Origin of the sequence: Vibrio penaeicida (assembly GCF_030689305.1) — a bacterium.
In the GTDB taxonomy this organism is placed as follows: Bacteria; Pseudomonadota; Gammaproteobacteria; order Enterobacterales; family Vibrionaceae; genus Vibrio; species Vibrio penaeicida_B.
Genome location: NZ_JAUYVM010000037.1, coordinates 1 through 13,994, shown reverse-complemented (window position 1 = coordinate 13,994; position 13,994 = coordinate 1). Strand labels below are relative to the sequence as shown.

The window sequence follows — 13,994 nt, the reverse complement described above, 5'->3', positions numbered from 1 at the left end:
GTGTGGGGAGCTGGATGACCAGCTCGTTCGAATCTCCGGAGTGCCGGCCCAGTCCCCCCTGCCATATTTGAAAGCCTCGTCGAAAGACGAGGTTTTTTTATATCTATTGCTTTTGCAAAGCAAGTGTGGGGAGCTGGATGACCAGCTCGTTCGAATCTCCGGAGTGCCGGCCCAGTCCCCCCTGCCATATTTGAAAGCCTTGTCGAAAGACGAGGCTTTTTTGTATCTATTGCTTTTGCAAAGCAAGTGTGGGGGCTGGATGACCAGCTCGTTCGAATCCCTGGGTTGCCGACTCTCTCCTTGCCATATACAAAGAAAAGTTATCACGGGGTCGCTACTCTCACTTTCCCCAACCAATTTCTGTTATGGCTGAGGAAAGAGGAGTTATAGTGCCTATGTAGCAAGTGCCTGAATGCTAAAGTACATCTTTGGGAATGAATCTACGCAGTTTTACACCGATTTGTTTGGAAATACTGACTTCACTATCAGGGTTAAAGTCAGGTGTAATTCTCCATGCGTTTTCTGGTTCCATTTCTACATGCATTGATTTCGATACGTGCTGAGTGATTTCAGGAGAATGGATAATGGCAAAGCTTTCCGTGTTTAAATTGGCACTTCGTGGATCGAAGTTATAAGTACCGATGACCGTGATGCTTTCATCTACCACCATGGTTTTTGCGTGAAGACCAAAAATCGGTGTGGAAGGGAGCTTTTTGTACATATGCTCTGTCATCACTCGCTGCCTTATCTTGGCGTCAGGCTTGAACTCGTAAATCTCTACCCCTGTATCGAGCAGTTGCTTGCGGTTGCGCTGGTAACCGCTAAATGCTGCAAGGTTATCATTAGATGCAAGGCTATTCGTTAGGATCTTGATGGTTATGCCTTTATCAACTAATTCACGTAAAAAAGCCCGATCCTTTTTCGTCGTGACAAGATAAGGTGTCTGAATCAGAATCGACTTCTGAGCACTTTCAGCCAATTGCACTAATTTATCTTGGGTAACACTCCCACCACCGAGAAAAGATTGTCTTTCGTTTTTTCCTGGTTGGTCTGAGATGTATTCGACGTTATCAACGAACCGAAATTTGCCTTCTTTGGCCAACCGTTGAAATGTAGTCGGCACTTTTTCAATGTCTGACCGTATCTGAGGGTGGAAGTGTTCTGGGTTACAAGCGTATGAGTGAAGCCTCGAAAAATCAGGGGTGGCATCGTAAGAGGGGGCGCTGAACAAATCTTCAACAGGCACACTGAGTTTATTGTTCCAGTATTCTTCAAACGATGTATCAATGTGTTTGACTGCTTGACCTGCTAAAAATACATCTCTGTCTCGGAAGTTGTATTCGTGATCAAACCCAAAGTACTCATCTGCGATGTTCCGACCGCCAGTAATGGCTATCTGGCTATCAACTAAAAAGACTTTGTTGTGCATGCGCTGATTAATGCCGTGGAAATCGGTGACGACGGTAGAGATTTTCTGGGCAATGTTTTTGCCGACATTGGCATTAGGGTTATAAATCTTGATTTCAAAGTTTTCATGCGCAGCAAGAATTAATAGTTCATCGCCTCTCGCATCCAGCATGATGTCATCGACTAAGACTCTTACCTTCACCCCACGCTCTGCGGCTCTCACTAGATAATCCGTCGCTATCAAGCCTACGTTATCAACAGAGAATATAAAGTACTGAACGTCTATAGTCTTTTCAGCTCGTTCTGTTAGCCATGCCCTCGACATCATGGCTTCAGTACCTTGTTCGAGCACATATACCCCAGTTTTAGTTTCCATCTGAGAACGATATGGTTCTATAAAGTGAGAGATTGGCAAAGGCGTTTTTTCTGCAAGAGAGCGGCAATGGTTTTTTTCAGAGATTGGGACGCTATCTGGTGCTGGGCTGCAGCCAAGCAATGGTGCGGAGAGCAAAACAAAAGTGATGTTTCTAAATATGGACATTGGATAAGTGCCTTTTTCTCTATTGAGCCAAGGGGAGACATTGCTAAATATACTAGGGTCTGTTGACCTTTCGAGATGATTTTTGCAGCAATTTGTGGGTTCTTTATACAAGGCAGCGCTCATTCGGTGTAGTCGTCGCTCTACATCAATGAGCGATAACACAGTAGAAATAAGCCACAAATGCTGCCCGAAGGGTTCGTTTCTATGCCTTTTACTCTTTGTTGCAAGGTATTTACTTAGAATGACTAGGCTACACACCTTGCGTCGCGATTAAAAGGCATAGAACTCGAGCAAAATTTAACCACGAAAGGTCAACAGACCCTAATCAAGACTTCTAACAATGTCAGTATTCAAGGTTACCACTATGGTTGGATATAGACCTTTTCAGCGACTTTCCAGAAAGCGGAAAGTAGAGGGTTGTCTAAATTTGAGCGTTTACATACGACGCCTAGCTTAAAGGGTTTAATGGATTCCAGCTTGAGACGCTGAATCTTATCCCTTACAGGGCTATTTACGATAACGACTTCTGGGGCGATACCCACACCACATCCGAGAGCGACCATGCTGACAATGGCTTCGTGCCCCGATACTTGGGCATAAATGTTAGGTTTTATGCGCATTTTTTTAAACCAGGCATTCGCTCTCTCTCGTGCTGTTCCCGCTTCAGGGACGATAAAAGGAATTTTGTTCCAATCGGGTGTGCTTTCCATCAGTTCCGATCCGAAACTGCTTACCCCAGCAGGTGCAATGACAGAGAGCGGAATATCGCTGATCGATTCAAATTCAAGCCTCGCTGGTAATAACTCGGGTAGCGCAGAGATCGCAATATCAGTTTCATCGTTTATGACCTTATCGATTGCTTGTGCGGGGTCGCCCGTAGAGAGCTCAAATTCAATATAAGGGTATAGCAGCCTAAATTCAGCAAGCAACTCAGGTAGGTGACTGTAGCTAGCCGTCACCGAGCAGAACAAACGCAATTTTCCTCTAAGTTCGTTCTCTCCGTGTTGAGTATCGGACTGAAACTGATGCCATTCACTGACGATATTAACGGCAATGGGAAGCAACTTCTTACCGGCAGGTGTTAGTTCTACTGAACGATTGTCTCGAAGAAACAGGTTCTGCTGTGTGTCCTGTTCGAGTTTTTGGATCTGCCGGCTCAATGCTGATGCGCTCACGTGCATGGCGGTTGCTGTTTTACTGAAGCTTTTACTCTCACATAGGTGAATAAAAGCTTGAAGACTTTTGATATTCATAATGGTGTCACTTTGAGCAATATAAAATAGCCATTGTTGCGTTTATTGCAATTACTGGTTGTGAATATATCACTTTGAGCAACTTAATGTCTGAATTAGTATAAGGTTATTCGACGCTATACCGTCGACCTTATGGATAAATTAAACAGGAGTTCCAGAAAATGGCTAACTACTTCAACACTTTAAATTTGCGTGAGCAGCTAGACCAGTTGGGTCGTTGCCGTTTTATGGATCGCAGTGAATTTGCAACAGAAGCGGATTACCTGAAAGGTAAGAAAGTGGTTATCGTAGGTTGTGGTGCACAAGGTCTTAACCAAGGTCTGAACATGCGCGACTCTGGTTTGGACGTATCTTATGCACTTCGCCAAGCTGCAATTGATGAGCAGCGTCAATCGTTTAAAAATGCAAAAGACAATGGCTTTGAAGTAGGCAGCTACGAGACTCTTATTCCACAGGCAGATTTAGTTGTTAACCTGACTCCAGATAAGCAACACAGCAATGTTGTTGAGACAGTAATGCCTCTAATGAAAGAAGGTGCTGCACTGGGTTACTCTCATGGTTTCAACGTTGTTGAAGAGGGTATGCAGGTACGTAAAGATTTGACCGTTGTGATGGTTGCACCTAAATGTCCTGGTACAGAAGTTCGTGAAGAATACAAGCGTGGCTTTGGTGTTCCGACTTTGATTGCTGTTCACCCTGAAAACGATCCGAAGGGCGAAGGCTGGGATATCGCCAAAGCTTGGGCTGCAGCAACAGGTGGTCACCGTGCTGGTTGTCTTGAGTCTTCATTTGTAGCGGAAGTGAAATCTGATCTAATGGGCGAGCAGACTATTCTATGTGGCATGCTTCAAGCCGGTTCTATCGTATGTTATGAGAAAATGATTGCGGACGGTGTTGACGCAGGTTACGCAGGTAAGCTTCTACAGTACGGTTGGGAAACGGTGACGGAAGCACTTAAGTTTGGTGGTATCACTCATATGATGGATCGCCTATCTAACCCTGCGAAAGTGAAAGCGTTTGGGTTGTCTGAAGAATTGAAAGATCTGATGCGTCCACTTTACAACAAGCACATGGATGACATCATCACAGGTCATTTCTCTGGCACTATGATGGCTGACTGGGCAAATGATGATGCTAACCTTCTTGGCTGGCGTGAAGAGACAGGTGAAACTGCCTTTGAAAACTACCCAGAATCCGACGTTGAAATCTCTGAGCAAGAGTATTTTGACAACGGCATTCTAATGATTGCCATGGTGCGTGCGGGTGTAGAGCTAGCATTTGAAGCGATGACCGCGTCTGGCATCATTGATGAATCTGCTTACTATGAGTCTCTTCACGAGCTTCCATTGATTGCGAACACAATCGCACGTAAGCGCCTGTACGAAATGAACGTCGTAATTTCAGATACGGCAGAATACGGTAACTACCTATTTGCTAACGTAGCGACTCCACTTTTACGCGAGAAATTCATGCCTTCTGTAAACACAGATGTTATCGGTAAAGGTTTGGGTGAAACTTCTAATCAAGTTGATAACGCTCGTTTGATTGAAGTGAATGAAGCGATTCGTAACCACCCTGTTGAATACATCGGTGAAGAGCTACGCGGCTACATGACTGACATGAAGCGTATCGCTGTTGGTGGTTAATGACGTGAATTGGTAGTTAATAACGTGAGATAGACGTCTAAGTTAGTGTGAAGGTCGATATAGGTTTGAAACAGTACGCCTTCACCTAAAATGACGAAGCTATTTCTACGTTATCAACTACGCTTATAAGAACTCCAGCAGACTGGGGTCGATAATACAAAAAGTAAACACAACATATAAATAAAAGGCTTGCTCTGTCGTTAGAGTAAGCCTTTCTTTTTGTCTGAAGGAAGCGGTTTCTATTTTTCGCTCAGCTTTTCTTCTAGATCCGCCAGTTTTTGTTCCATCTCTGTTAGCTTTTGGCGAGTGCGCAGCAATACTTGAGTTTGTACATCAAACTCTTCTCTGCTGACAACATCCAACTTGTTGAGTTGGCCTTGGATAACTTGACGAACCTTTTGTTCTACATCAGTACCGAGCTCTTTGACAGGCTGAGGCATTGACTCATGAATTTGTTTGGCAATTTGTTCGAGTTTCTTGGGATCAAACATGGGTAACTCCTTTCAATTTAACCTCATTTTATGTAATTCGCTGGTCGTTGTCGTTAGTCTTTAGCAAGAAAAAAGGCTACCGAAGTAGCCTTTTTACGTTTTGTATATCTATTGCGATTACACGGATTCTTCTCGAATATCTCGTTGAGCGGCTTTCGCTTCATCAACTCGCGTAAGCTTTTCCAGATCTTTATCTTCAACAAATACAGGCAGCGGTTTGTGATCCTCCGCTAAGTAGCTGTAAATTACCGGAAGAACGAACAAGGTGAAAAGCGTACCTATCGCCAATCCAGCAACGATAACAATACCAATACTGAAACGTTGAGCAGCACCCGCACCTGTTGCATACATTAGAGGTATCAAACCTGCGATCATGGCTGCTGTTGTCATCAGGATAGGGCGAAGACGCACCTTCGCCGCTTCCATTACTGCCTGCATCTTGTTCTTTCTATTATGAAGTTGTTCTTCTTTGGCAACTTCACAAATCAAAATGCCGTGCTTGGTGATAAGCCCGACAAGGGTGATAAGACCAACCTGCGAGTAAATGTTCATTGATGCCGCGCCCCACGCTAGTGCGATTAACGCTCCACATATAGCGAGTGGCACGGAAACCATAATGACCAGTGGATCTTTCAGCGACTCGAATTGAATAGCCAATACTAGGAAGATGATGGCCAAAGCCAAGCCAAATGTTGCGTACAGTGCACTGCCTTCTGTTACGAACTGACGAGATGCCCCCATGTAATCATGGTTGTATCCCGCCGGCAGTTTGGTTTCAGCTATATTTTCAAACCAGTTTATCGCTTCACCCATAGCAATACCTGGTGTTGGTACTGCACCTACAGTTGCCGAATTTAACTGGTTGAAGTGTGGCAGTGAGCGAGGCTCCGCAACCACATCAATCGAAATTAGGCTTCCTAGCGGTATGGAATTACCATCTGCTGCTCGCACGTAATAGTTGTTCATGGATTCCGGGTTCAAGCGATACTTACGCTCTACTTGCGGAATCACTTCGTAAGAACGACCATTTAGGTCAATACGGTTTACATAGCCATCCGCCATCATTGTGCTGAGCGTGATACCAATGTCTTGCATGGTAACGCCATAAACACCGGCTTTATCTTTGTCTATGTTGATCTTCATGGTGGCTGAATCGTAGTTCAGATCGAGATCAGAGTAGACAAACAGTGGGCTCGTATTAACCTCCGTTAACACATCCGTCGCGACTTGGAACAAGCTCTCAAAGCTATTCGGTGTTGTCATAACAAACTGAATAGGAAGACCAGAACCCGCGCCCGGTAATTCCGGCATTTCAAAAGCCGTTACCGACATACCTGGAACATCTTGCACCAACTTACTTACGCGATCTTTGACTTCCGCTTGGCTTGCTTCACGCTCACTCCACGGTACCATGGATGCAATACCGAAAGCTTGGTTTGAGTTAGGCACCCCAGTGAACACCTGAGCAAACGCCACTTCTGACTGGTCTGACAGGATTTTGTTCACATCATTCATGGTGTTTTGCATGTAGTCGAGGTTCGCGTTTGATGGCGCTGTACCCATCAACATCACCACACCTTTATCTTCAGATGGCGCAAGCTCACTCGGTATGAACTTGAACAACATTGGAAGACTGGCAAACACGATGATAGCGAAAGCAATAATGACAGGACGATGTTGCATCACTGCGCCCAACATACCTTCGTAGCGATCCGACATTCTGTCTAGGAAGTGATGAACGGTTTTCTCGAACTTGCTTGGCTGCTCATTGGCTTTCAGCATCTTCGAACACATCATCGGAGAAAGTGTTAACGCAACGATACCTGAAACAAATACTGCTCCTGCAAGAGTAAGGGCGAACTCCTTAAACAGAGAACCCGTAATACCACCCATCATTGCGATTGGTGCGTATACCGCTCCTAAGGTCAATGTCATGGCAATAACAGGCACCGCAATTTCACGTGTACCAATAATAGCCGCACGGAATGGCGATTCGCCCAGTTTGATATGACGGTCGACGTTTTCCAAAACAACAATGGCATCATCAACCACCAAGCCGATAGCCAGAACCATAGCCAGCAGTGTCATTAGGTTCCAAGAGAAACCCATTGCTTGCATCACCATAGCCACACCAATTAGTGACAATGGAATAGTAACGATAGGGATCAAGACCGCTCGGAACGAACCTAGGAAGATGGTGATAACCACTAATACAATCAGTGCCGCTTCCAAAATGGTCTTGATGACCTCTTGGATGGACTCATTGATTGCAATTGTGGAGTCGTACATGACTTCCATCTTGATGTTACTTGGAAGGTTCTTTTCAAGTGTTGGTAATAACTCTAGAACGTCTGCCGCAATGTTGATTGGGTTAGCACTTGGCGCGGCATTGATTGCGGCAACAACCGCTTCTTGCCCATTTGCACTTGCACGGTAAACATCGTGGCTTTTCTCTAGTGACACTTTGGCGATATCACCTAAGCGAATGACGAGACCTTCACCGTTTTTCACCACCAAACGACTCAGTTCTTCAACGCTTGATATTTGTGTATCTGCGCTGCCGTTGTACAGAACAAATTCGCCAATGGCTTGACCGGTTGCCGACTGATAGTTGTTGGCATTCAGAACCGTCATTACATCGGTTGCTGTTAGGTTAAGCGCACCCATTTTAGTTGGGTCTAACCAAACACGAAGTGCGTATTTCAAGCCGCCGTAAAGGTCGATTTTAGACACGCCGTTAACCGTAAATAGCTGAGGGTTGATCACTCGCTCAAGATAGTCTGTTAACTGGCTCGACACCAACTCGTCACTGGTGAAACCAATGTAGAGAACCGCGGTGGTTGAGCCTGTCGACATGGTTACCGTTGGATCTTCTGCTTCTTTTGGAAGTTGAGATCTCACCGAGTTGGTTTTGGCGAGAATATCCGCCAGCGCCGCATTCGGATCGGTATTCAACTTCATTGTCACCGTAATGGTGGACTTACCTAACACCGATTGCGACGTCATAAAGTCGATATTATCGGCTTGTGCGACAGCTTGTTCCAGCGGCTGAGTAATAAAGCCCTGAATCAAATCGGCACTGGCACCGTAATAGCCCGTTGATACCGTAACAACGGTATTCGTCATTTCAGGGTATTCACGCACCTGCATTTTGAAGATGGCTTGTAAACCAAGCAAAGCAATCAAAAAGCTAATGGATACCGCTAAAACAGGACGTTTAATAAAAACATCAGTAAAGCGCATGCTTCCTCCAGTTACAGCATTGGTGTTTCAGCTGGCGGATTCGTTGCATCGCTTTCCACGATACGAACCTTAGCGCCATTGCTTAAACGAACCTGACCAGAAGTCACCACTACATCTCCAGGTTTTACCCCTTCTAATATATGAGCGATGTGCTCGGTACGTTCACCCACTTTTACAACGTGTTGCTTCACTCGTTGTACACCATCTTCGTCAGACAGAATGTACACATTGTCACCGTATAAGGTGAAAGTGATTGCGGTTTGAGGCAAGGAAACCTGATCGGTTAGCTTTGGTAAAATGATGTCGGCACGAGCGAACATACCACTACGAAGTTGACCATCGTTATTCGGAATGTCCGCCTGAACTTGTACCAAGCCACTTTGTACGCTGACGGCAGGCTCTATTGCACTGATGGATCCTTGGAAGGAATTTTCTGGGTAGGCGTCGACTTTGATATCAACGGTTTGACCCATATAAATACGCGAAATATCCGTTTGTGGAACGGTAAAGCGAAGGCGCATAACACTGGTGTCTTCAAGGCGTACAATATCCGTTCCTGGTTGCAGGTACTGACCTAGGTAGACATTTCGAATACCGACGACACCTGCAAACGGTGCTTTAATTTCACGGCGATTGATAGACGCTTTTAAGCTCTCAATATCCGCAGAAAGAGAGAAATACGCAGCTTGCGCATCATCATAAGCTTCTTTCGATACAGAGCCTTTCTTATACAAACCAGCATAACGTTTGTATTTTGCTTGAGCAGCTGGCAATTTTGCCTTCGCACTTTTTAGGTTGGCTTGCTCAACTTCAGAATCCAACGTAAGAAGAACTTGGTTATCTTTAACCGTAGTGCCAGATTCAAATTGAATCTTATTTATCACACCATTGGTTTCTGTTGTTAGTGTCACGCCTTGGTTTGGTTCAATGAAGCCGATTGCTTCAATGGTCGGAACCCAATCAACAGCCGTAACTTCAGTGACGGTAACAGGGAACTCTGGTTCCGGTCTATTTGCCAGATACTCAGCAATCTTCTGTTGTTTAAACATATTGAAACCTATCACACTGCCGAAAAGCAGGATTGAGATAAGTAACATAAAGAAAGTCCACTTTTTCATTCTATTCAGAACTCCAAGTTAGTGTTGAACAATGGCATCCCAGCTGGCTTCAATCGCCGCTTCTAATGCATCATCATTGAGTTGAAAGATCCCTAAGGCATGTTTGCGAGCAAGCGTGACGCCTACTTCCAAACTAAGACCAGATAAAATGGGGTTATCCAAAGGCTTGAGTACCCCTTGTTGTTTACCTTCCGTGAACATTTGCTCCACTTTGGCAAACATTTTTCGTTCAAGTTCCCTAATATTCACATGAGCAGGCGTAGGAAGAGATTCGTATTGAGTCCGATTGCAAAGCGTGCTCCCTTCCGTGCAGGCCAAGTGCCAGATGTTGAGCCACATAATGCGAAAACGTTGTTTCAGAGGCATGTCATTATCTACGTTGGCTTGCACAACATCAGCGATACGCTGAGAAACCATGAGCCTTAATTCAATCAATAAATGGTCTTTATCATCGAAATGGCGATAAATGGTTCCAGCGGCAACACCTGCTAATTGTGCAATCTTTTGCATTGATATGCCATGAAAGCCTTCTTCTGCGAGCAAGTTTTCTGCAGCTCGCAATATCTTCAATCGCTTATCGTTACCAATCTGCTTTTCACCGGGCATATATGCATTACTCAAATGTGAATGAACGTTCATTCATTATAATTCCAACCCTATGGATGTGTGCAACAAATAATTTGTAATCCTACGAATTTTTTGCCGAGTAATTTCTTATTGGTATAAATATGAGGAGAGAATTACACTATGCTCCCGAGATCGAATTCGAAAGAGACCCCGCAATGAAGCTGAACCCCAGACAAGATGAAGCCGTGAAATATGTATCAGGTCCCTGCTTGGTTCTGGCAGGCGCTGGCTCTGGTAAAACTCGAGTTATTACCAACAAAATTGCTTACTTGGTTCAGCAGTGTGACTACAAAGCGCGGAATATCGCAGCGGTTACCTTTACCAATAAAGCCGCCCGTGAAATGAAAGAGCGCGTTGGTCAAACTTTGGGTAAGCATGAGTCAAAGGGGTTAATGGTTTCGACGTTCCACACGCTGGGTTTGAATATCATTCGTAGAGAATACAAAGCGTTGGGATTAAAAGCGGGTTTTTCTCTGTTTGATGATCAAGACCAGTTAGCGTTATTAAAAGAGCTCACTGAAAAACAGATCGATGGCGATAAAGATTTACTCCGTTCCTTACTGAGCCATATTTCTAACTGGAAGAACGACATGCTTTCGCCTGCTCAAGCTATTGAACGAGCGAGAGGGGAGCAAGAGCAATTGTTTGGGCACTGCTTTGATATGTATCAGAAGCAAATGAAAGCCTACAACGCATTGGATTTTGATGATCTCATTGCGCTCCCTGTATTTCTGTTGAAATCGAACGAAGACGTTCGTCAACGCTGGCAAAGTCGTATTCGCTACTTGCTGGTCGATGAATACCAAGACACCAACACCAGTCAGTACGAATTGGTTCGTTTAATCGTCGGTGAGCGCGGTCGATTGACTGTGGTAGGCGACGATGATCAGTCTATCTATTCATGGCGCGGGGCAAAGCCTCAGAATCTCGTGTTATTAGGGGAAGATTACCCCAACCTTCGCCTAATCAAACTAGAGCAAAATTATCGTTCAACCAGTCGAATTTTACGTAGTGCGAATATTTTGATTGCCAATAACCCGCACGTTTATGAAAAAAAGCTGTTCTCTGAAATTCCAGATGGCGAAATGCTCAAGGTTCTGACCGCAAAAAATGAAGAGCATGAAGCGGAAAAGATCACGGGTGAACTGATCGCACATAAATTCCTGAACAGGACCGATTACAAAGACTACGCGATTTTGTACCGCGGTAATCATCAATCTAGGTTGATTGAAAAATCGCTGATGCAAAACCGAGTGCCTTATAAGATTTCTGGCGGTACTTCCTTTTTTGCTCGTTCAGAAATCAAAGACATCATGGCTTACCTTCGTGTCCTCGTGAATCCAGATGACGATAATGCTTTCTTGCGAATCGTAAACACCCCAAGACGAGAAATTGGTCCGGTCACATTAGAAAAGCTGGGCAGTTACGCCAACATGCGAGGAAAAAGCCTGTTTGAAGCCAGCTTTGAACTTGGACTGGAGCAGCATCTTACTGGGCGTGGTTTGGAAAACCTGCGTAAGTTTGTGCAATGGGTGGTCGCGATATCCGACAATGCAGAGCGAGGCAACACGGTTGAGGCGGTGCGTTCACTGGTGAGAGATATCCATTATGAAGACTGGTTATACGAAACGTCACCAAGCCCGAAAGCAGCAGAAATGCGAATGAAAAATGTGTCGGACTTATACAGTTGGATAGTGGCGGATCTCGAAGGAGACAACTACGACAATGAAGAAAAAACGTTAAAAGAAGTGGTTCAGCGGCTTACGCTTCGCGACATGATGGAGCGAGGTGAAGACGACGATGATGCCGACCAAGTTCAATTGATGACTTTACATGCATCTAAAGGGTTGGAGTTTCCGTATGTTTACCTACTTGGTGCAGAAGAAGGTATTTTGCCGCACCAAACCAGTATTGATGAAGAGAACGTAGAAGAAGAAAGACGGCTAATGTACGTAGGGATAACGCGTGCACAGAAAGAACTCACGTTTACCATGTGTCGTGAACGCCGACAATATGGAGAGTTAATCAAACCTCAACACAGCCGCTTTCTCGATGAACTGCCATTTGATGATGTAGAGTGGGAGCAAGCTAAAAAGAAAGTCTCACAAGAAGAAAGAATGGAAAAAGGTCAGGCGCATATTGCCAATTTGAAAGCGATGTTCAAAAAGTAGATCTATTAAGAATTTTGCACCTTGGGGTCACTTGGGTATACACCAAGAGTGAGCCCGAACAAAAAAGAGCAACCGCCTTTCGTGTGTTGCTCTTTTTACTGAGGTTTTGTCGGTACGTTACAAACCTTCGATCATATGGTTAATTGCAGCGACGATTTCTTCATCGGAGCAATCCATACACGCGCCTTTTGCAGGCATTGCGTTGAAACCATTGATGGCATGATCGGTCATCACATCCATACCTTGGGCGATACGTGCAGCCCATTGTCCTGCATCTCCTTTAATCGGTGCTCCACTGACACCAGTACCATGACATGCTGTACAGAATACATTGTAAACTGAAGCGCCATCTCGGGGACCTTTAGGTTCTGCTGAAACAGGCTCGCTTCCAGCAAGGTACACCTGACCAACAGGCTTAATACGATCTGAAATCGCATCGTATTCTTCTTGGCTGACTTTGGCTGCAAAAGAGAAACTTGAGAAGGTGATTGTAGCAGCCAATAGGCCAATAATTCGACGTGACATATCCATTACTCGCTATACATTTTCAGGCATTGATAAATACGATGTTTATCTTTAATTGGTTTGTTATTCACCTAAGCTATTGTCAGAGAGTGTTCACAGGCACACGGTTTATCAAAAAATACCGTAAATGAAGCCTTTCCCTGTCGAAACTTAAGTATTTTGATTATCTAGGTGTGAAACACCTGTTAAATCATTATAAATAATAGGTGATTATAGCGACTCAAGTTGTTGCAATAAACAACAACTTGTTCGCGACATGGGTTTAATCACATCTCAATTGCCGAAAAAGGCAACAATCAATAAAAAAACTGCAAAAAACACTAGACGACACTTTGTGATATACGTATTATTCCACTCCGCCGATAGGGCATGCGCCCGTAGCTCAGCTGGATAGAGCGTTGGCCTCCGGAGCCAAAGGTCGAAGGTTCGAATCCTTTCGGGCGCGCCATCCGGATGCTTATGTAAATAGGTAATATTGGCAAAATAGTGGTGGCTATAGCTCAGTTGGTAGAGCCCTGGATTGTGATTCCGGTGGTCGCGAGTTCGAATCTCGTTAGCCACCCCATTATTTCGGTAACCAAAGCTAGTAATAGATACGGTTTCCAGTTTTGATTAAGTTCGAAACAAAACACTCCTTTGGAGTATTGTCGGTGAATAGCGCAGCTTGGTAGCGCATCTGGTTTGGGACCAGAGGGTCGGGGGTTCGAATCCCTCTTCACCGACCACTATTTCAATAGTTGTTGTTAACAGCTATGCAAAAAATTAGTGGTGGCTATAGCTCAGTTGGTAGAGCCCTGGATTGTGATTCCGGTGGTCGCGAGTTCGAATCTCGTTAGCCACCCCATTGATTTGGTAGCCTATAAGGTTCCCAGTTTTGAAATCAAAACGAAATTTGTCGGTGAATAGCGCAGCTTGGTAGCGCATCTGGTTTGGGACCAGAGGGTCGGGGGTTCGAATCCCTCTTCACCGACC

Annotated in this window: 9 protein-coding genes and 5 tRNA genes; 7 read left to right on the top strand and 7 right to left on the bottom strand. The window is 44.8% G+C overall.

Annotation, left to right across the window (positions count from 1 at the left end; translation table 11 throughout):
- Window positions 1-415: 415 nt before the first annotated feature.
- A complete protein-coding gene (locus Q8W40_RS27640; protein ID WP_305402053.1) occupies window positions 416-1,948 on the bottom strand; it encodes a phospholipase D family protein in 1,533 nt (510 codons plus the stop codon).
- Between the two features lie 362 nt (window positions 1,949-2,310).
- Entirely contained in the window at window positions 2,311-3,201 is an 891-nt protein-coding gene (ilvY, locus tag Q8W40_RS27635) for an HTH-type transcriptional activator IlvY (protein WP_305402052.1), read from the bottom strand.
- 161 nt (window positions 3,202-3,362) lie between these two features.
- On the opposite strand from ilvY, the gene ilvC reads away from it, so the two are divergent.
- A complete protein-coding gene (gene ilvC / locus Q8W40_RS27630) occupies window positions 3,363-4,847 on the top strand; it encodes a ketol-acid reductoisomerase (protein WP_305402051.1) in 1,485 nt (494 codons plus the stop codon).
- A 239-nt stretch (window positions 4,848-5,086) separates the two neighbouring features.
- On the opposite strand, the gene ubiK is transcribed toward ilvC, so the two are convergent.
- The 4 genes from ubiK to Q8W40_RS27610 all read right to left on the bottom strand — a co-directional run bounded on the left by ubiK (window position 5,087) and on the right by Q8W40_RS27610 (window position 10,338).
- Window positions 5,087-5,338: a ubiquinone biosynthesis accessory factor UbiK gene (gene ubiK / locus Q8W40_RS27625; RefSeq protein WP_104403414.1), complete on the bottom strand. Its 252-nt coding sequence runs from the start codon at window positions 5,336-5,338 to the stop codon at window positions 5,087-5,089.
- Window positions 5,339-5,455: 117 nt separating this feature from the next.
- Window positions 5,456-8,581, bottom strand: coding sequence for a multidrug efflux RND transporter permease subunit (locus Q8W40_RS27620; RefSeq protein ID WP_305402050.1), 3,126 nt, complete (start codon window positions 8,579-8,581; stop codon window positions 5,456-5,458).
- Between the two features lie 11 nt (window positions 8,582-8,592).
- Complete coding sequence (locus Q8W40_RS27615) at window positions 8,593-9,699, bottom strand: efflux RND transporter periplasmic adaptor subunit (RefSeq protein ID WP_305402049.1); 1,107 nt, start codon at window positions 9,697-9,699, stop codon at window positions 8,593-8,595.
- Between the two features lie 18 nt (window positions 9,700-9,717).
- Window positions 9,718-10,338: a TetR/AcrR family transcriptional regulator gene (locus Q8W40_RS27610; RefSeq protein WP_126606950.1), complete on the bottom strand. Its 621-nt coding sequence runs from the start codon at window positions 10,336-10,338 to the stop codon at window positions 9,718-9,720.
- Window positions 10,339-10,481: 143 nt separating this feature from the next.
- Here Q8W40_RS27610 and rep point away from each other — a divergent pair, with 143 nt between their 5' ends.
- Window positions 10,482-12,497 (top strand): DNA helicase Rep, encoded by a 2,016-nt coding sequence (gene rep, locus Q8W40_RS27605; protein ID WP_101114938.1) that lies wholly within the window; start codon window positions 10,482-10,484, stop codon window positions 12,495-12,497.
- Window positions 12,498-12,614: 117 nt separating this feature from the next.
- On the opposite strand, the gene Q8W40_RS27600 is transcribed toward rep, so the two are convergent.
- Window positions 12,615-13,028, bottom strand: a complete 414-nt coding sequence (locus Q8W40_RS27600) for a c-type cytochrome (RefSeq protein WP_104403419.1) — start codon at window positions 13,026-13,028, stop codon at window positions 12,615-12,617.
- Between the two features lie 365 nt (window positions 13,029-13,393).
- Between Q8W40_RS27600 and Q8W40_RS27595 the strand changes: the two genes are divergently transcribed.
- The 5 genes from Q8W40_RS27595 to Q8W40_RS27575 all read left to right on the top strand — a co-directional run bounded on the left by Q8W40_RS27595 (window position 13,394) and on the right by Q8W40_RS27575 (window position 13,992).
- A tRNA-Arg gene (locus Q8W40_RS27595) sits at window positions 13,394-13,470 on the top strand.
- A 41-nt stretch (window positions 13,471-13,511) separates the two neighbouring features.
- A tRNA-His gene (locus Q8W40_RS27590) sits at window positions 13,512-13,587 on the top strand.
- A gap of 83 nt (window positions 13,588-13,670) precedes the next feature.
- Window positions 13,671-13,747: transfer RNA gene (locus Q8W40_RS27585), tRNA-Pro, on the top strand.
- Window positions 13,748-13,790: 43 nt separating this feature from the next.
- Window positions 13,791-13,866, top strand: a tRNA-His gene (locus tag Q8W40_RS27580).
- Window positions 13,867-13,918: 52 nt separating this feature from the next.
- Window positions 13,919-13,992, top strand: a tRNA-Pro gene (locus Q8W40_RS27575).
- Window positions 13,993-13,994: the final 2 nt, after the last annotated feature.